Below are 18164 nucleotides of genomic sequence, written 5' to 3' on the forward strand. Positions count from 1 at the left end.
GTATCCGCCCTACCAAGTACATATTTTTTAGCATTCATCTAAGTCCTAGCTTTGCTGTATGAGCAAAGAGGAAAAAAGAGCACAGATGCTTTCGATGATAGCGGACTGGCAGCAGAGCGGCATGAGCAAGAAACGCTACTGCGAGGAAAATGGGATCCATGAGGCTACGTTTTATTATTGGTTTTCGCGCAGCAAAGAAAACGACACTGACAGGGGAAGATTTATAACGCTCGATAAGTCCGGCAGAAATAGTGATGTAGAGGTGATCTATCCCAATGGGGTCCGGATTAAGGTAGATACCGACCTTAGTTTACTTTCCCAGCTGATCCGCCTTTACTGATATGTTTTCATTGGGTTCCTCTCACCGGTTCTATCTGTACGATGGCCATTGCGATATGCGCAAGAGTTTTGACGGTCTATGCGGCCTGGTTATTTCGGTGATGCAGCGCCAGCCGACCAGTGGTGAGGTATTTGTATTTTTGAACCGGGTCCGTACGCATATCAAGCTGCTGCACTGGGAACACGGCGGCTTTGTGCTGTACTACAAGCGTCTGGAGCAGGGTACTTTTGGATCATCGGAGCTGAAAAATGGCGAACTTTCCTGGAGCGACCTGGTGCTGATGGTCGAGGGGATACAGGTGGTAAAGAGCATACAGAAAAAACGTTATTCATTGCATCAAAAACAGCTTTTTTGATTGCATCAGCGCAGAAAAAAACGTACCTTTAGGGTATGGAAACAGCGCTGGAATCTCTCTCGAAAGAAGACCTTCTGAAGGTCATTTCCAGCCGTGATGAAAAGATCGATTATCTGGAATCACAGCTTGCGATGTACAAACGCATGCAGTTCGGACAGAAGCGCGAGCGCTTCGAGGGCAACCCCAACCAGACCGAACTTCCATTTCAGTCAGAGCCCGCAGAAGTAGAACGGCAGCAGGAAGAAATCAAGGAAAAGATCGAGTATACCCGCACACGTCCTAACCACAAAGGACGTGCGAAACTTCCCGAGCATTTGCCTGTAGAAGAAATAGAAATACATCCAGAAGGAGACCTGACGGATATGGTATGCATCGGCAAAGAGATCACCGAAGAACTGGAGTGCGAGCCTGCCAAGTTCTATATCAGGCGCTATATCCGTTATAAGTACACGCCTAAAAACGGTGATGGCGTTAAGATCGGCGAGCTTCCCGAACGTGTCATCGACAAAGGTATTCCCGGAGCGGGCCTATTAGCGATGATACTGACAGGGAAATATGCAGACCACCTTCCATTATACCGACAGAAACAGATCTTTGCCAGGGAAAACATACAAATAGCCTCTTCAACCATTGAAGGATGGACCAGGCAGGCGCTCGAAAAGCTCGAACCACTGTATGAACAGCTTGTCTTCGAAACCAAAACAAAAGGATATTTACAGGTCGACGAGACCCCGATAAAAGTACTGGACAGCGACAAAAAAGGCGCTGCCCATCAAGGGTATTATTGGGTATATCACGCCCCATTAGAGGGAACGGTATTGTTTGACTATAGCCCTACCCGTGGCGGTATTGCTGCTGTCCCCATGCTTGGAAACTTCAAAGGGTATCTACAGACGGACGGGTACGCCGTTTACGAAAAATACGGTAAAAAGAAAGATATCACGCACTTGGCCTGCTGGGCACACGCACGTCGTGAGTTTGAAAAAGCATTGGACAATGATAGGCCAAGAGCTGAAAAAGCACTGTTGATGATCCAAAAACTGTATGCCATTGAACGTCAGCTAAAGGGCCATGGTCTGGATGCTACGCAGACCAAAGAATTGAGGTTGACCGAATCTCTACCGGTCATCAATGCGCTAGGAAAATGGATCTTTGAGGAAATAAAAAATACACTCCCCAAAAGTCAAATCGGAAAGGCCATGGCGTATGCATACGCCAGATGGGATGCGCTTTCAGCATACCTGTATGATGGGAATCTGCTTATTGATAATAATCTTGTGGAAAATGCTATTCGCCCGGTTGCCCTGGGACGAAAGAACTATCTCTTTGCAGGAAGCCATGAAGCAGCTCAGCGTGCAGCAATGATATACTCGTTTTTTGCAATCTGCAAAAAACATGAAGTAAATCCTTGGCAGTGGTTAAAGCATACGTTGGAAAACATTATGTCAATAAACCATAAAAACTTAAAGGATCTTTATCCGCAAAACTTCAAAAAATTAGCTGACCTGTAGTTCGTAGGGAGGATACTGAGAAACAATTTAATAGAACTTTCAAGTTCCCCCATAAACGTATAATGCTTAAAACTAACAGGCTGTCTCAAATCTTCTCTCATCAACCACTTAGCTTTACCAAGGTATCTTGATAGTCTGACACTATTATTGACCGCTATAGCGAATCGTTTTTCATTATATACAGAATTCCACAATTTTCCTTCCACCCCAAACCACGTAGCGGCATACATACTATTCTTGCCGACGTCTTCATGAAATAGATTTAACCGCTGGAATGATGATGTCAAACCTACAAGTAGGTTTCCACGCTTTGTTATAGGGTGTAGTAGAGACAACTTCATATAATGCCCTTTGTCACTTTCAAATGCTCGATTATAGACGATAGTCTGTCTGTTGTCATCTGAATAATCAACATCTGTACCTATTCCCTTATAATTCTTTTCTACGGCAAAGGACAGATAAGGTTTTGCAACATCGTTAAAGCATAATCCCATATCTATGTTTACACCATACGATCGGATATCTCGCCAGTTCAATTCAGACAGGACATTGGGGGCATTATTATTCCCTGCAATAGACCAATTAAATGAGCTGTTAGAATAAACAGGCTTAATTTCAAGTTCCTTGATTAAATTACTAGTAGGTTTATTTATTGAGGGAGATTTTATGGTAATTGAATCTTGGGTATAAGCAATAGCATATCCTTCACTACAGTTTTTCGCTATCAATGCTGAATGAAATGACAGAAAGAAAATTAAGATGATGCTTTTAATAACTGACATCATAATTATTTGGGTTGTATTTCACAAAACATAAGACATTCACAGAGTAATCAGTATAAATATATAATATAAAAATATACTATATGAATGAACCCTACATTATGACCAGATTAAGTTTCTATTAAAATTGACTATCACAATTTTTTTAAACACTCTCTCATAAAGTGTGTAAATACAAAAAAATGCGAAGTCTTATCGAACATCGCATTTTTTGTATCAAAGAGTCAGTATAAAAAAACAACGCATTTACTTCAATACTTTCCTTGCCGATTCAAAAATTTTCCTAACCTCGCTATCCATAGTATAGATAGCTTTTCCATTATATTTTTTCCGCTTACCCTTTAGGTAGTCGAAATAAGATTGTGTCAGGTCTACATCAAATCTTTCGACCGAGTTGTACTGATCAAAATTTATATTCTCGTTCAACATCGCATTAGTAGCTTCCAAATACATCTGTAAGCTATTCCTACGTTTATCACTCCCGTATATATTATAAACACTCATCTCAACAGTGTTGGCATCAATATTTATAGCGACCGTAAAAAACATTGAGAAGTCTGATTTATTGGCGCCAAATTTAAAGCTATATTTTCTCACCGATTTACCAACCAATATACCACTTTCTTGATCATCGATTTGAATAGCACTATGAATATCTGGGAAACTGTCTACAAACCATCTTTTTAGAGTAGCGTATACCTGTTCTTTATTCCCTCCATACGGTATAAATTCCCCATATACTACTTTTCCATCTTTAAGCGGGATATGCAACGCTACACTGTCCACTTGATCAGTATTAGGTTTATACATTTGAGCGGAGGAACTATGAGAAAAAACCAACATGGGCATAAACCAAAGTAAAAGAAAGTGTACTAATTTAGTTTTCATATATTTTTAAATAAATTGCTTAACGATATAAATCAAAAAAAGCCGGCTTCACATGAAAAGCCGACTTAATATATAAAGAGGAAGTATTTATTCTTTGGATATTACAATCCTACAGTCCAACCTTTAGCCCACTCTGGAGTAGCAGTACCTGCTCCTGCTCCTGTAGCAGCATTATTTTCTGTAAAGATTGCAGAAACATCTACGGACTCACCTTTCGTTCCTTCTGGCGAGCCTGCAGGAACTGTTTTTGTACCTTTTGATTTAGTTACCACTTGATCAAATTTTACATTCGTCACTTTCAAAGAACCATCTGCTATATACCCAATGCCCTCGTTGTGCTCTACATCAAAACCAACAGACCAGTTGCTCAACACCACATTGTCAATCGTTGCTTTTGTTCCAACACGTAACTTCATAGCTTGTGGTTCAGAACCTGTAGCACCGCGCCCAATTAAGGTCAGGTTCTTAATAGTAGGGTTAGAGATAGGATCGGCTAAATGGTTATTCGAGTTGTTATCCGCTTCAATACCTCTATTTCCTTTAGAAGAAGCTTCCTTAGCATACCAATTCTCATTTGTGCCGTTCCAACCTTCGGTCCAGTCAAACTGATCGTCCTCATTAGCTGTTGCCACTAAATACTTTGTATTTACAGTACCACCAAACCACTCAAAACCATCATCAGAACTTTCGTGTACCTGCACATATTCAATCGTTGTACCATTACCTACACCAAACATAGATAACCCGTTAAACTCTTTATCCGCACTATATAGGTATCCCGAATATTCGATACGAACATACTTAAGTATACCCGAATTATCATTAGCGACAGTACCACCATAAGGTAAGCCAGAAACCTCCGCATTTGCTGTAGTTCCTTTGTTAATCGGAGCTCTACCGCACAATACGATTCCTCCCCAAGCTTGCTGTGTTTTATTTGCAGCAGTAAAAACAATAGGTTTATCTTTTGTTCCTTCCGCAAAAATCTGTCCGCCTTGCGCTACAGCAATATAACGAACCTCTTCACCCTCTTTGAATGGGGTGGCCTCGATAACTACACCAGGCTTGATGGTCAACTTACCACCCGACTTCACTTCCAAAGGACCTGAAAGCTTATATGTACCGCTTTCCAAGATTAAGTTTTCTCCACTTTTCACTTCCCCTTTCAGGTTGTTGCGGATATCATCATCAATTGTTACGATTGGGTCATCCTTATCACTACAAGCAGTAAAAGCCATTGGTGCAGTTGCAAATAGAGCCAACATTAACAGTGTAGAAGTTGATCTTTTCATTTTTTTTGAGTTTTTATTTTTCTTATTTTTCTAATACAAAGAAAGATGTTTAATATGTAGCTATGATTAACGCTATATTAGGATATTGTTAAAAATGCTTTTAAAATCTATAATTTACACCCAAACTAAAGAACGCCCCTCTCTTGTAAGAAAGTACCCTAATAGGGTCTGCGTTCTCTTGCCATCTTTCAAAAGTTGGGTTGAGGATATTTCGGGCTGCCAAATCCACACCGATGTGTTTAGTCAACTTAGATTTCAAGACAAAATCTAATGTACCCATCCCCTTATCTACCCAATTTCCAAGACCTCCTGTACCTATAGCATTCAGTTTGTCCGAGTAATAGTTGTACATAACGGTCGCACTTATATTTTTGCCGCCATCAAAATTTCTAACATAAGACAAATCTGCATTCACGATGAAATCTGAGGCTCCTGTAAACTTGGAAGAAGGATTCGTAGGGTCGATATTGAGCAATCCATCTGTTTCCCTGCTCACTTTATCAGGATTGAATTTTTGTTCAGTTTTCATAATCGCAGTATTGAAACCCACAGAAAGCTTATTATTGTTCAAGTTAAGCAGGTATTTCTTCGCTTCAAGTTCCACACCATATACATACCCTTTATCACCGGTATTAGCATACGAAATATCATTGGATGCCGAGGACACCATGATTTCGTTAATCGGGTTTTGAATATATTTCCCGAAAGCTGTTATCGAGTACAATTCTCCTTCTCTTGGAAACATTTCCCATTTCAAATCAAGATTGTAATTGTCAGATGCGTACAGATATTGATTTCCTACGATCACCTGCGTCACTTCTTCGTAAGGGAAGCGAACCCGCTCTTTGAATTGAGGCAATGTGTAGGTCTTGCTTGCTCCTAAACGTAAATTATTACGTTCATTCAGTTCATATTTTAGGTTTAGACTCGGTAGAAAGCCATTTTTCTTCAAAGTATTCTCACCTTTACGGTATTCTATACTGTAGAAATCAACGTATTGCTTGATATTTTCATAGCGTAGTCCCAATACCCCTGTCAGGCGATCTGTCAACTTGTATTCAATGTTTGCGAACGCTGCATGAATATCCTGATCACCATTATAATATTGGAAAGCGTTGCCAGCAAAACCAATTAGGTCGTAAAAATTACCATAACCTGAGGCACCAAGATATTCATCCAGATTAGAAGGACTGATCTTAGTCGTTTCCTGTTGTCCGTTTTTGATATTGAAGTTCAACTGCATAACATCGAACGAACGCTCTTTCATCTTGCCGTTATACCCGAACGTTACTTTACCTTTATCGCCATCCAATTTATACGAACCCGAAACATTAGCCGCTATTTCATTTTCTTTCAGATAGTAGGTATAGCGGTGATTGTCGGCTGCGTTGATACGAATCAAGTAATGATCACCGTTGGCATCCTGTCTGTACATACTTTGCAGACGGTCTGGCATATCGCCTTTCACATGATTGTAGGCAAATCCCCAGTTCAAATCTACCTTATCCGTCAATGTATGTTTTCCTAACAATTGATTAATCAACAACTGTGTACTAGAAAAAGTACTACGATTAATTGTCCCGCGATAGTTTTCCGCATCTGAACCGGCGTCCCGGATAAATCCGGTAAATACATCACTATACTGGTTGCCGGCATTGACATACATAAAATTGTAGGTTAATTTATGCTTAGCATTTATCTGATAATTGGTATTCAACATACCTGTCGTATTCGCCGTATAGCTATGTTGAGATTGCCGTAAATCCTTCAAAGGTGCGCCTTGCGCACTAAAATTGGAATTCACACCATCTCGTGCTCCATATCCGTTTGCAAAATTAAATACAGCAAACAAGCTCAGCCTACCTTCATCACCAACCTTAAATGAATCACCTGCCTTTACCCCAAAATTAAATGGTGTCACTGTTTTCTTTTCTAGATCCCAGCTATTCTTAAAATGGTAACTTCCCTGCGCATCCGCAGGAGCTTTATAATCTGAATAACCGAAAAGATTAGGTCCCTGTTGCAAGTAAAAATTATCCCATTGCTTTATTGCATTCGTGTTTATGGTAGAACCTACAGAAACCTCAAACAAACGACTGCCCGTATAATCCTTAGAACCGATATTGACAGTTGCACCGCCGAAGTCTCCGCTCAAAGAAGAATGATGCGACTTATCTACCCCTACGAAATCAACGACATCTGTGGTAAATATATCCAATGCTATATTTTTCAAGTTGGGATTACTAGAAGGAATTGGCAAGCCATTCAGCGATGTCGAGATATATCTATCACCTAAACCTCTTACATAGACCTGCGTAGAACCTTCTTGCTTAGAAACACCTGACAATTGACTTACTGCCGCAGCAGCATCACCAACCCCTTTTCTTGAAAGCTCTTGTGCGCCTATTTTTTCCAGCATCAAACTTGATGCTTTTCGTTCTTCCAATAGTGCAATCTCACTAACACGTTCTCGTCTTCTGACTACAACAACTTCCTCCAAGGTAGAACCTTCATTAACCAAGGCTACTGGAACAAATTCCCAATCTTTACCGTTTAAACTAACGGAGGTGGAATCACTTTTATACCCAACAAACGTACTAACCAAAATAAAGGTATCCGCTTTCTCCGGCAGACTTAAGGAGAACTCTCCTCGTTCATTGGTCGAAGTCGCTTGCTGTGTATTCGCAATGCGGATACTCACACCCGCAAGCGGCTGGTAGTTTTCTACATCCAACACTCTTCCCCTTACCCCAAATTGCTGGGCAGATACTGCTGTCACTTGAAAGACAAAGGCAGCAATCAGAAGAACAACATAGTAATTTAACTTATTCATATCATGTTAAAATTATGTTGCAATATTATAAGCTAAATATTAGCTACGTGTTAACAGTAGATTATCAATACATCAGGGATTTGTTAATTAATTGTGAAGCTTTGAATTGCGGGAGCTTAAGCTCCCGCAATTCAAAGCAATTTATTTTGTCCTTCTCTCAAATAAGTAGTAATTTGCGGACTAAAAGCGTTTACACGACATGACAGACATGGTATTATCTGCTCAATCACTGAGCTATCAGTATGATAAAGGCACGCATTTAACCTTTCAAGATATTCAGATCCTACGCCATCAGCACAGCCTGTTATTAGGTGATTCGGGAACTGGTAAAACAACCTTACTCCACTTGTTAAGTGGTTTTTTAAGACCTACAACCGGAACCGTAAAACTGATGGAAAAAGATTTATACGGATTTACAGGATCAGCTTTGGATGCTTTTCGGTCGCAGAACTTAGGTTTTATTTTTCAGGAAGCCCACCTTTTACCCAATTTAACAATATTGGAAAACATTAAGCTTGCACAAAGTCTTGCGAAAAATTCGGTTAATGAAACAACCATCTTACAACTTTTAGCACAACTGCAATTAGAAGATAAAGCTTCAAGTAGACCGAATCAATTAAGCCGTGGCCAAAAGCAACGTGTCGCTATAGCCAGAGCGATTATCAACAAACCTGCCCTTTTATTGGCAGATGAACCCACAGCCTCACTGGACGACAAAAACACGGAAATCGTCCTGCAATTGCTGTTTGACATCGCAAACAACTATGGCTCTACCCTATTAATCGCTACGCACGACAAACGCATCAAAGAACATTTTTCAAACGCCTATCAACTATAATTCATGAATACGCTGACATTAGTCTGGAAGAACATTACACAACAGCTTGGCTCTGCACTATTAAGCATCCTGCTAACTGCATTTGGGGTAGCTATTCTATGTATTATCTATATCACCGGCGATACATTTGAAAAGCAATTGACCAATAACACCAAAAACATAGATTTGGTTGTCGGTGCAAAAGGAAGTCCTTTACAACTTATTTTAAGCTCTTTATACCATGTGGATAACCCTACAGGGAATATTTCTTTGACCAAAGCACGTCAACTTGCAGAGAACCCATTTGTGGAACTTGCTGTACCTATATCTTTAGGTGATAATTTCAAGGGACATCGTTTAATTGGAACAGAAGACACCTACCTACAACTATACGATTTAAAGATAGCTGAAGGGGCAATCTGGCAGCAAGCTTTCGAAGCCGTCATTGGTAGCGAAGTAGCCCGCAAACGAGGATTAAAGCTAAATGATAAATTTCATACGGCACATGGCCTATCAGAAGATGGGCATGTACATGATGAACATCCTTTCAAAGTTGTTGGTATTCTGGAAGCCTCCGGTTCAGTCGTTGACAACCTTATACTCTGTAACTTGGAAAGTGTTTGGGATGTACATGGCATAACACATGGCGACGATCATGACCACGACCATGATCATCAGCACGACCACGCACATCAACATGATGAACACGACCATAATCATGCGCATCAACACGAAGAGCATGATCATACACACGAAGACCACACACACGATCATCATACACATGGCGCAGAAAAGTCCGATACGATGACAGAAGAAATAGTGTCAGAACCTCCCCGAGAGTTTTTTGTAAAAAGCATAGCTTCAGACATGTTGGAAGACCGTGGCGAAGAAGTAACAGCTTTACTAGTAAAATACAGCTCCCCTGCCGCCATGGGCGTACTTCCTCGTTTGGTCAATGAATCCACTGATATGCAATCAGCATCGCCGGCTATTGAGAGCACACGACTGTTCTCCTTATTGGGGGTAGGGTTAGATTCATTAACCGTATTGGCGTATGTTATTATGATTATCGCGGGTCTTAGCGTGTTCATCAGCCTATATAACGCCCTGAAAGAACGTAAATATGATCTGGCAGTAATGCGCTCTATGGGTGCTTCACAGACTAAACTTTTCAGCCTGGTATTAGTCGAAGGGTTAGTGATTACGGCAATTGGTGGAATCCTAGGACTACTGTTCGGTCATTTCGCTTTGTATTTCATCAATCAACACACCAGTGAAAGTGCAGATTTTATTCAGGCATTTGCGCTAAACAGTAAAGAAATTTGGATAGTTTTGATGGCCTGCTTTATCGGGTTATTAGCGGCAGTTATTCCGGCTATCAAAGCTTACAGGACATCCATATCAACAATATTATCAGAAAAGTGATGAAATAAGATGATGAAGTTATAGGAGGTTATGGAAGTGGAGAAGGAATTTAAATAAAAAAGAAAAAACGCATGAAAAATATCATTATAGCAGCATTTATCAGCTTATTATCTATTGGCTTTGCAAAGGCACAAATCGGTCAATTTCCCGAGATGAATGTTCCGGACCATACCCCCATGATGAACAGCACCTGGGAAGCTATTGATAAAATGATGTACAAGGTTACACAAGAAGGAAACAAGAAAGTTTACACCCCTACCTATCCACCTGTCTTGAAAGCACTGGAAAATAAAATAGTAGATTTACCAGGGTATTTGGTTCCTTTAAATTCAGGGCGCAACCACAGCACTTTTATGCTCTCTGTACTACCTATCATGCAATGTATGTTCTGTGGGACAAATGGCATCCCACCAATGGTTGAAATCTTTATGAAAGACGGCACCTCGGTAAAATTCACGGAAGAGCCTATCAAAGTAAAAGGAAAGATGAAGTTCAATCCGGAACCGCTAAAAGGAAATGCCGAGATTCAGATTATTGACGCTGTATTGATTAAGTAGAGACGTAGCATGCTACATCTCTACCAAGCTAATGTCATACTGAGCCTGTCGAAGTATCGGCATTAGTAGCTGTATACGGACGTTTAATTGTCGCTCTTCGACAAGCTCAGAGTGACAAGATACCTCGTTACAAACGAGCAGGGTCTAAAAGCTCACCGTCATTGCGAGGAGGAGGAACGACGACAAAACAATCTAAAATCATACAGGTATTAACAACCTTATTATACGACAAGCTATACATTTTTTTAAGATTGCTTCGTCCTATCGTCCTCGCAATGACGCAAGGCTTGTTATATTTTTAGCAAAACTCAAGTTTACCGATTCAGCAAAGAGACTTCCACACAGCTCATCAAAGCCGCTGTTTCTGTACGAAGCCGACTATCTCCCAATGAGATTGGTTGGTAGCCAAGAGCCAAGGCCTCCGCTATTTCTTTCTCTGAAAAGTCACCTTCTGGACCTATTAGAATAAGGTATTTGCCCTGAGGTTTGAAAGCTTGCGCCAGATAATTCTTTTCTGTATCTACACAATGAGCTATAGCTTTATCAATAGCGACAGCCTCCTGTTCCTTAAAAAATTGTGTCAATGAAATAGCAGGATTTACTTTCGGTAAGTAAGCTTTCAAAGATTGCTTCATCGCTGCGATAGCAATCTTGTTCAGACGCTCAACCTTCACTTCTTTCCTCTCGGAGTGCTCAGAAATAATCGGTGTGATTTCTTGCAGACCAATCTCCGTTGCTTTCTCCAAAAACCATTCTATACGGTCAATATTCTTGGTTGGCGCGACAGCAATATGCAAATAATAGGGTGATTTTTGATAACCTTCTACCACCCGCAGAATCTGTAAAGTAGTCCGTTTCGGATGTGGGTCAATGATTTCAGCTTCATACCGCCCGCCTATACCATCAATCAATATCACCGCACTCCCTATCCCCAAGCGTAAAACGCGCACAGCATGTTTACTTTCCTCCTCGGGAAGGATAAACTGCTTATGTGCAGGATTTATATCTGGCGTGTAGAATAAGTGCATAATTGAGTAATGGGTATTGCGTAGTGAGTAGTGAGATTATTTACCAACAATTGTAAACTTGTGTTATACTATTTCATTTACTGATTACAGACCACTAAACTTATAACTGACCACTGACCACTTACAACTAAATTAATCCTCGTCTTCATCATCATGGGCAGTTTCCACCAGATCAAGCTTCACAAATTCAATATTCTGTTGCGTTTTTTTGATAATGGTACAGTTGTAGCCCTCAATCTCCATCGTTTCGCCTACGTCCGGTATCTTCTCAAAATAATGGCTGACCAACCCTGCTATCGTATCGTAATCTGAACTTTCTGGAAGCTCCAATGGCAAATAACTATTGGCATCATGTACACTGGAACCCGCGTCAACCATATATTCCGTTTCGGAAATACGCTCAACCATCGGTGTTTCTTCATCATACTCATCCTGAATTTCACCAACCAATTCCTCGACGATATCTTCCAAAGTCACCATACCTGCTGTACCGCCGAATTCATCCAGTACAATAGCCATTTGGATACGTTTTAACTGAAATTCCGTCAACAAATCATTGATTTTCTTGGTTTCCGGGATAAAATAAGGCTTACGCATAATATCTTTCAATACAACGTCTTTGCCTTTAACCAAAATAGGTAAAATATCCTTCGTATGTACGATACCAACAATCTGGTCAATATTTTCTTCGTAAATAGGAATACGGGAATATCCTTCCTCCGTCACCGTCTGTATAAATTCGTCTCCAGACTCGTCAATTTCCACACCAACAATTTTGGTACGTGGCACCATGATATTTTTCACAATGCGCTCATTAAAGTCAAACACATTCTTAATCAACTCATGTTCCGAGGTGTTCAACGCACCACTTTCCTTACCTTTTTCCAAAAGATACTGCAACTCCTCAGAAGAGTGCGACGCTTCACTTGGATGTGGCTGTATACCGATTAAACGCAACAAGAAATTAGCAAATCCGTTCAACACCCAGATAAAAGGAATGAAAATGTAGTAGAAAATACGCAGCGGAATCGCCAGACGCATAGTCGTTGCTACAGGTTTCTGTATCGCAATGGATTTAGGCGCTAACTCCCCCAAAACCACATGGAGAATGGTAATAATGGCAAACGCCAATACATGACCTCCGGTACGTGCCCAACCGGTAGAAATATCAAGTCCAAGAAAGGAGAAGAAATTCCCAACAATTTCGGTCATGACCCGTTCACCAACCCATCCCAAAGCAAGAGAAGCCAATGTGATACCCAGCTGTGTAGCAGCTAGGTATCCATCTAAATTCTCTGTTATATTTTTGGCTATTTTCGCAGCATTGCTACCTGATTTAGCCTGTAGTTCGATTTGTGAGGCGCGAACTTTAACTATGGCAAATTCTGCCGCCACAAAAAAACCATTGGCTAACACCAATAAAATAGTCCAAAAAACATCGAGGCCCATTTAATATTTTATTTGTTTCTAATTTCGTTGTTATACAGTTCGATGCTTTCCAGCAGAATCTGTTGTGCCTTTTCGCGTCCATGAATACCATCCACCACGACAGACTTTTTCTCTAACGCTTTATAGCTTTCGAAAAACTGAACAATTTCCTTCATCACGTGAGGTGCCAATTGCTCAATATCACTGATATAGTTATAAATTGGGTCGTTCTTCGCCACAGCAATGATTTTATCATCCTGCTCTCCGCCGTCAACCATATTCATCACGCCGATAACTTTAGCTTCTACCAAAGTCAACGGAAGAATATCTACCGAGCAAATAACCAAAATATCCAATGGGTCTTTATCATCACAATACGTTTGTGGGATAAAACCATAATTGGCTGGATACACAACGGAAGAACTCAATACACGATCCAAAAGCAAAAGCCCTGTTTCTTTATCCAGCTCATATTTTCCTTTGGAACCGTTCGTGATTTCAATAATAGCATTTACAGAATTTGGCACATCACTACCCGGAGATATTTGATGCCAAGGGTGTTGTTTACTCATTAATTTTTTTACTGTTTATTTTGTTTTCTGTTTTTTAACCAACGTCTGAACAATGCTATAGCAATCGGTGAAAATGCAATAACTATCAGCGCCACAATAATATACTCTACATAATCAATTATACCGGGAAACTTCACACCTAAGAAGTAACCTGTCAACGTCAGAAGCGATACCCAAAGGAACGCACCAAAGACGTTATAAATGACAAATTTCTTGAAGTCAAGTTTTACCACACCGGCAAATATGGGTGCAAATGTACGAATAATCGGAACAAACCGACCTATGATAAGTGCCGTTCCTCCGTATTTTTGATAGAACTCCTCCGCCATGATGACGTATTTACGCTTAAAAAGCACGGAATCCTTTCGTTTGAAAAGCACCGGCCCCGTTCGATAACCGAACCAATAACCCGTAAAATTGCCCAATATTCCTGCTCCGAGAATACCAAAATACATCGTGGTAATATCAACATCAATTTTGCCCAAAGCACAAAAAAGCCCCGCCAAAAACAAGAGATAGTCTCCCGGCAGAAAAAAGCCGAAAAACAGTCCGGTTTCAGCAAAGACAATCAGCACAACAATATAAAAGCCTCCGTGACTCAGCAGATATTCCGGGTCAAGCAATTGTTGGAACGAATGCCAAAGATCCTGCATAATTATTTAGTCGAGTTAGTCACTTCCGAAATAGCATGACGGATATCTTCAGCTATTTGGCTCATTTCATCATCCGATAAGGTCAATTTTGGCAAAGCAAAATTCATGTCCGCAACAGAATTCAATGGAATAAGATGGATGTGTGCATGCGCAACCTCCAAACCAACTACCGCTATCCCCACTTTACGACAAGGGAAAACGCTCTTTATACCTTGGGCTACAATCTTAGCAAACACCCACATGCCCATATACTCATCATCTTGAATATCGAATATATAATCGGTTTCTTTCTTTGGGATAACCAATACATGACCTCTGGTCAACGGATTTACATCCAAAAACGCCAGATAATCATTGCTCTCTGCTACCTTATAAGCCGGAATCTCACCCGCAACAATTTTTGAGAATATTGTCGACATATTATATTTCTTTTATTTAGAGCACATGTCAAAACTGAATAAATCAACAAAAAACGCGTCATTGCGAGGAAGTATAACGAAGCAATCTGCGTTTTTGATGTCATCAGATTGCTTAGTTTCCTCGCAATGACGATGACATTTTTGGCCATGTACTAAATTCTTTTGTAACAAAATCTCACAAATATAAAAAAACGGTTGCAACTTTGTGCAACCGTTTCTAATTATATCGTTGAAATCATGTGCGGTTATGGCAACACCGCACATAACCAACCTGAAAATCTAACGTGAAATCTCTAAGACTTCAAACTCTATAACTCCAGCAGGAGCTTCTACCTGTACAGTATCTCCTACCTTCTTACCTAAAAGCCCTTGCGCAATAGGTGACTTAACTGAGATTTTCCCTGCCTTTAAATCAGCCTCTGTCTCAGAAACCAATTGGTAAGTCATTACTGCGTTGTTCTTTTTGTTTTTGATTTTGACAATGGATAAAGCCAACACTTTAGATGTATCTAGATTAGACTCATCAATCAAGCGCGCACTGGCCAATACCTGCTCCAGCTTAGCTATCTTAGTTTCATGAAGCCCTTGCGCTTCTTTGGCTGCATCATATTCTGCATTTTCAGACAGGTCTCCTTTGTCTCGTGCTTCCGCAATGGCTTTCGCAATATTAGCTCTCCCTTCGGTTTTCAGATATTGCAATTCCATTTTCAGCTTGTCCAGCCCTTCTTGTGTGTAATACGTAATTTCTGCCATATTTTACCTCATTATTTTATTTGCAAAAAATTCAAAAAAAAGACAAGACCATACCGCCCCTCTTCAGGACAACATGGTCTTGCTCCTTGATTGCTAAATTAACAATCAAGTTTGATATAAACAAATTTATTCTTCTTCTTTTGTATCGATAAATTTATACCCTAATCCTCTTACCGTTTGTAGATAATGGGGTTTATCCGGATTAGTCTCAATTTTTTTCCGTAGGCGGACGACGTGCATATCCAAGGTACGTGTATTTACATTGGAGCTGTAACCCCAAACCACTTCCATCAGTTCCTCACGCGTAATCTCTTTACCTACATTTTGCAAGAAATAAAGAAGAATCCTATTTTCCAGAATCGTCAACTCGATTTTTTTACCATCACGTACCAAAGAATGGATATTTGGATGGTGTTCCGTATCACCAAATGTATAGATGTCACTATTCTTAGGCAAGAAGAAACGCACTTTATTCTCAATCATCGCCACCAACACATCCATATTAAAAGGTTTGGTGATATAATCAGTTACGCCATAACTGTACGCATCGATTTTGTCCACATCCTGTGACTTAGCTGTCATCATGATAATGATATTTTCAAAACCTTGTTTACGCACAGCTTCACATACTTCAATACCTTCTTTTCCCGGAAGCATCCAGTCCAACAGGACCACTGCAGGCTTCTGATCCATAATAAGCTGCTCAGCTTCTAGACCATTTGCCGATTGAATGACATTATAGCCTTCGGTCATCAAACGATGTACAACCAAAAACCGGAGGTTTTCATCGTCCTCAACAACTGCAATTGTAATATCTTTACTCATACTCATTCTTTGTTTTTCTTTGGACCGAGAGGCAACAGCAAAGTAAAGGTTGTACCCTCGTTCTGTACGCTATCCACTTTAATCTCTCCGCCCATAAAATCAATAATCTCTTTGCAAAAAGCCAATCCTAAGCCAATACTTCCCTGTTGATTAAATTGATTTTTGACCCTATAAAATTTCTTAAAGATACTATTAAATTCCTTTTTATTGATACCTATTCCTCGATCTGTAAATTTAACAATAAAATTCTTTTTATTTTGCTGCACATCCACATGTAAGAACCTTTTATTCACCTCTGAATATTTGTAGGCATTATCAATAAGGTTCTGAAAAACACTCCCCAATAAGGTTGTATCAACGACCATATTATTCTGCACATCGACATGATACGTAAAATGCATATCAGGATACTTTAATTTTATCGCATCGAATATCGGCTCACAGAACTCCATCACATCCACCTCTTCTTTGTTAGGTTTAATAGATTTGTTTTCAATCTGTGCAAAGGACAGTAGCTTGTTCATCAAGCTATTAAGTTTATCCGCCTCCTGATCCAGAATCTTGCCATACATCTGTTGCTCCATCTGCGACAGATTTTCCGCACTTTGAATATTGTTACCAGCGATCTTGATGACACTCACCGGGGTCTTAAATTCGTGTGTAAGATTATTTATAAAGTCATACTGTAGACGAAACAATTTGCTGTTTATAATTGCATTACGATAAATGAGGTAAGCGATAAGGATAAGAATAATATAAATAATCGAAATCCCCACACTGACCGGAAAGAAGCGTCTATTAATTTCCTTATAGATGAAGCCTTCCGAACTGCTGTACTGTAGCTTATAATCAGATAATGCTCCCGGCATGGAAAGCTGAGTTTCCCAATAATTGCGCTGATCCGACACACTGCCCGATACAATTGGCAAGACCTCAATCCGCTCATATAGGTTAGGAGCGATATTTTTTATCTGTATTTTCTGAGGGTTCACCGAAAACATAAACAAATCGTGTTCATACGTAACAACAGGTGCTTCGGACGAATGCATCATGTTTTTATACACCAAGAGATCACTGACCCTCGGGATATTCATGTAGGAGACCTTCCCCGCATTGAGCGTATAAAAAACCCGATAGATATCGTTGTCAGACAAGGTTGTCGAATCGTTCACCCGATCAAGAAAAGCAATAAATTTCAGCATCATGCTGTTAAAATCTTCATCGTATTCCTTCCCTTCGCTTCGTAGCTTACGCTCTGCAACCAGCCTATTCTCCCTATCCAGATGAAAATCGACCACCCGTTTTGGATAAATCAGCAAATGATTGTAGCGAATTCCCGACTCAATGGAATCCGCATTGGTAACTTCGATATCATAAAAGAGTGCCTTTTCCACAAACGCATTTTTACGAATCACGTCATTAACAAATTCAGCAGCCTTGACAGAATCTAAAAAACCTTGGTAATACGATATTTCCGGAATCTTTTCATTGAAAAATTCATTGAAAGATTGTACGGATTGGTCGAAGACTTCCACTTTACGGTTATTGAATTCAGTCTCAACAAAATTGTAGATTACCCTTCGGGCAAAAAGCATGGCCAGAACAAAGAGAACCGTTACCAATATGACAAAAGCAATCAGTAGACCAAAATTCTTACGGTATTTTAGCTGGTTATATGCCATGGGC

The 18164-nt window shown here is 40.1% G+C and carries 18 protein-coding genes; 6 read left to right on the top strand and 12 right to left on the bottom strand.

Annotated elements, in window-relative coordinates:
- Window positions 1-58: 58 nt before the first annotated feature.
- The 3 genes from tnpA to tnpC are packed head-to-tail and all read left to right on the top strand — an operon-like array spanning window position 59 to window position 2206.
- Complete coding sequence (tnpA, locus tag BM375_RS14635) at window positions 59-340, top strand: IS66 family insertion sequence element accessory protein TnpA (protein WP_093367143.1); 282 nt, start codon at window positions 59-61, stop codon at window positions 338-340.
- Window position 341: 1 nt separating this feature from the next.
- Window positions 342-695 (top strand): IS66 family insertion sequence element accessory protein TnpB, encoded by a 354-nt coding sequence (gene tnpB, locus BM375_RS14640; RefSeq protein ID WP_093367144.1) that lies wholly within the window; start codon window positions 342-344, stop codon window positions 693-695.
- A 35-nt stretch (window positions 696-730) separates the two neighbouring features.
- A complete protein-coding gene (gene tnpC / locus BM375_RS14645) occupies window positions 731-2206 on the top strand; it encodes an IS66 family transposase (protein WP_093367146.1) in 1476 nt (491 codons plus the stop codon).
- Here the strand turns inward: tnpC and BM375_RS14650 are convergent.
- From BM375_RS14650 to BM375_RS14665, 4 genes are all read right to left on the bottom strand, one after another.
- Complete coding sequence (locus BM375_RS14650) at window positions 2170-2991, bottom strand: hypothetical protein (protein ID WP_093367147.1); 822 nt, start codon at window positions 2989-2991, stop codon at window positions 2170-2172. The two genes, tnpC and BM375_RS14650, sit on opposite strands and share 37 nt — an antisense overlap.
- A 243-nt stretch (window positions 2992-3234) precedes the next feature.
- Window positions 3235-3876: a DUF4468 domain-containing protein gene (locus BM375_RS14655; RefSeq protein ID WP_093367148.1), complete on the bottom strand. Its 642-nt coding sequence runs from the start codon at window positions 3874-3876 to the stop codon at window positions 3235-3237.
- Window positions 3877-3977: 101 nt separating this feature from the next.
- The gene (locus tag BM375_RS14660) at window positions 3978-5168 is read right to left on the bottom strand and encodes a hypothetical protein (RefSeq protein WP_093367150.1); all 1191 of its coding nucleotides are present in this window, start codon (window positions 5166-5168) and stop codon (window positions 3978-3980) included.
- 100 nt (window positions 5169-5268) lie between these two features.
- The gene (locus BM375_RS14665) at window positions 5269-8001 is read right to left on the bottom strand and encodes a TonB-dependent receptor (RefSeq protein WP_093367151.1); all 2733 of its coding nucleotides are present in this window, start codon (window positions 7999-8001) and stop codon (window positions 5269-5271) included.
- Window positions 8002-8200: 199 nt separating this feature from the next.
- Between BM375_RS14665 and BM375_RS14670 the strand changes: the two genes are divergently transcribed.
- The 3 genes from BM375_RS14670 to BM375_RS14680 all read left to right on the top strand — a co-directional run bounded on the left by BM375_RS14670 (window position 8201) and on the right by BM375_RS14680 (window position 10800).
- Window positions 8201-8839: an ABC transporter ATP-binding protein gene (locus tag BM375_RS14670; RefSeq protein WP_093367153.1), complete on the top strand. Its 639-nt coding sequence runs from the start codon at window positions 8201-8203 to the stop codon at window positions 8837-8839.
- Between the two features lie 3 nt (window positions 8840-8842).
- Complete coding sequence (locus BM375_RS14675; protein ID WP_093367154.1) at window positions 8843-10243, top strand: ABC transporter permease; 1401 nt, start codon at window positions 8843-8845, stop codon at window positions 10241-10243.
- 71 nt (window positions 10244-10314) lie between these two features.
- A complete protein-coding gene (locus tag BM375_RS14680) occupies window positions 10315-10800 on the top strand; it encodes a DUF3299 domain-containing protein (protein WP_093367155.1) in 486 nt (161 codons plus the stop codon).
- A gap of 314 nt (window positions 10801-11114) precedes the next feature.
- Here the strand turns inward: BM375_RS14680 and BM375_RS14685 are convergent, their stop codons facing one another.
- From BM375_RS14685 to BM375_RS14720, 8 genes are all read right to left on the bottom strand, one after another.
- Window positions 11115-11828 (bottom strand): 16S rRNA (uracil(1498)-N(3))-methyltransferase, encoded by a 714-nt coding sequence (locus BM375_RS14685; protein WP_093367157.1) that lies wholly within the window; start codon window positions 11826-11828, stop codon window positions 11115-11117.
- Window positions 11829-11960: 132 nt separating this feature from the next.
- On the bottom strand, window positions 11961-13277 hold the full coding sequence (locus BM375_RS14690; protein ID WP_093367158.1) for a hemolysin family protein: 1317 nt from the start codon (window positions 13275-13277) through the stop codon (window positions 11961-11963).
- 8 nt (window positions 13278-13285) lie between these two features.
- Entirely contained in the window at window positions 13286-13828 is a 543-nt protein-coding gene (locus BM375_RS14695) for an inorganic diphosphatase (RefSeq protein WP_093367160.1), read from the bottom strand.
- Between the two features lie 8 nt (window positions 13829-13836).
- A complete protein-coding gene (locus BM375_RS14700; RefSeq protein ID WP_093367161.1) occupies window positions 13837-14481 on the bottom strand; it encodes a DedA family protein in 645 nt (214 codons plus the stop codon).
- 2 nt (window positions 14482-14483) lie between these two features.
- Complete coding sequence (locus BM375_RS14705; protein ID WP_093367163.1) at window positions 14484-14900, bottom strand: HIT family protein; 417 nt, start codon at window positions 14898-14900, stop codon at window positions 14484-14486.
- Between the two features lie 279 nt (window positions 14901-15179).
- A complete protein-coding gene (greA, locus tag BM375_RS14710) occupies window positions 15180-15653 on the bottom strand; it encodes a transcription elongation factor GreA (protein WP_093367164.1) in 474 nt (157 codons plus the stop codon).
- A 126-nt stretch (window positions 15654-15779) separates the two neighbouring features.
- A complete protein-coding gene (locus BM375_RS14715) occupies window positions 15780-16478 on the bottom strand; it encodes a response regulator transcription factor (protein ID WP_093367254.1) in 699 nt (232 codons plus the stop codon).
- Window positions 16479-16480: 2 nt separating this feature from the next.
- Complete coding sequence (locus BM375_RS14720) at window positions 16481-18160, bottom strand: sensor histidine kinase (RefSeq protein WP_093367166.1); 1680 nt, start codon at window positions 18158-18160, stop codon at window positions 16481-16483.
- Window positions 18161-18164 lie beyond the last annotated feature (4 nt).

This window comes from Sphingobacterium wenxiniae (assembly GCF_900116225.1).
Lineage (GTDB): Bacteria > Bacteroidota > Bacteroidia > Sphingobacteriales > Sphingobacteriaceae > Sphingobacterium > Sphingobacterium wenxiniae.

Coding starts and splice junctions, on each gene's coding strand:
- tnpA (WP_093367143.1), top strand. CDS start 59: ATGAGCAAAGAGGAAAAAAGAGCACAGATGCTTTCGATGATAGCGGAC.
- tnpB (WP_093367144.1), top strand. CDS start 342: ATGTTTTCATTGGGTTCCTCTCACCGGTTCTATCTGTACGATGGCCAT.
- tnpC (WP_093367146.1), top strand. CDS start 731: ATGGAAACAGCGCTGGAATCTCTCTCGAAAGAAGACCTTCTGAAGGTC.
- BM375_RS14650 (WP_093367147.1), bottom strand. CDS start 2,991: ATGATGTCAGTTATTAAAAGCATCATCTTAATTTTCTTTCTGTCATTT.
- BM375_RS14655 (WP_093367148.1), bottom strand. CDS start 3,876: ATGAAAACTAAATTAGTACACTTTCTTTTACTTTGGTTTATGCCCATG.
- BM375_RS14660 (WP_093367150.1), bottom strand. CDS start 5,168: ATGAAAAGATCAACTTCTACACTGTTAATGTTGGCTCTATTTGCAACT.
- BM375_RS14665 (WP_093367151.1), bottom strand. CDS start 8,001: ATGAATAAGTTAAATTACTATGTTGTTCTTCTGATTGCTGCCTTTGTC.
- BM375_RS14670 (WP_093367153.1), top strand. CDS start 8,201: ATGACAGACATGGTATTATCTGCTCAATCACTGAGCTATCAGTATGAT.
- BM375_RS14675 (WP_093367154.1), top strand. CDS start 8,843: ATGAATACGCTGACATTAGTCTGGAAGAACATTACACAACAGCTTGGC.
- BM375_RS14680 (WP_093367155.1), top strand. CDS start 10,315: ATGAAAAATATCATTATAGCAGCATTTATCAGCTTATTATCTATTGGC.
- BM375_RS14685 (WP_093367157.1), bottom strand. CDS start 11,828: ATGCACTTATTCTACACGCCAGATATAAATCCTGCACATAAGCAGTTT.
- BM375_RS14690 (WP_093367158.1), bottom strand. CDS start 13,277: ATGGGCCTCGATGTTTTTTGGACTATTTTATTGGTGTTAGCCAATGGT.
- BM375_RS14695 (WP_093367160.1), bottom strand. CDS start 13,828: ATGAGTAAACAACACCCTTGGCATCAAATATCTCCGGGTAGTGATGTG.
- BM375_RS14700 (WP_093367161.1), bottom strand. CDS start 14,481: ATGCAGGATCTTTGGCATTCGTTCCAACAATTGCTTGACCCGGAATAT.
- BM375_RS14705 (WP_093367163.1), bottom strand. CDS start 14,900: ATGTCGACAATATTCTCAAAAATTGTTGCGGGTGAGATTCCGGCTTAT.
- greA (WP_093367164.1), bottom strand. CDS start 15,653: ATGGCAGAAATTACGTATTACACACAAGAAGGGCTGGACAAGCTGAAA.
- BM375_RS14715 (WP_093367254.1), bottom strand. CDS start 16,478: ATGAGTAAAGATATTACAATTGCAGTTGTTGAGGACGATGAAAACCTC.
- BM375_RS14720 (WP_093367166.1), bottom strand. CDS start 18,160: ATGGCATATAACCAGCTAAAATACCGTAAGAATTTTGGTCTACTGATT.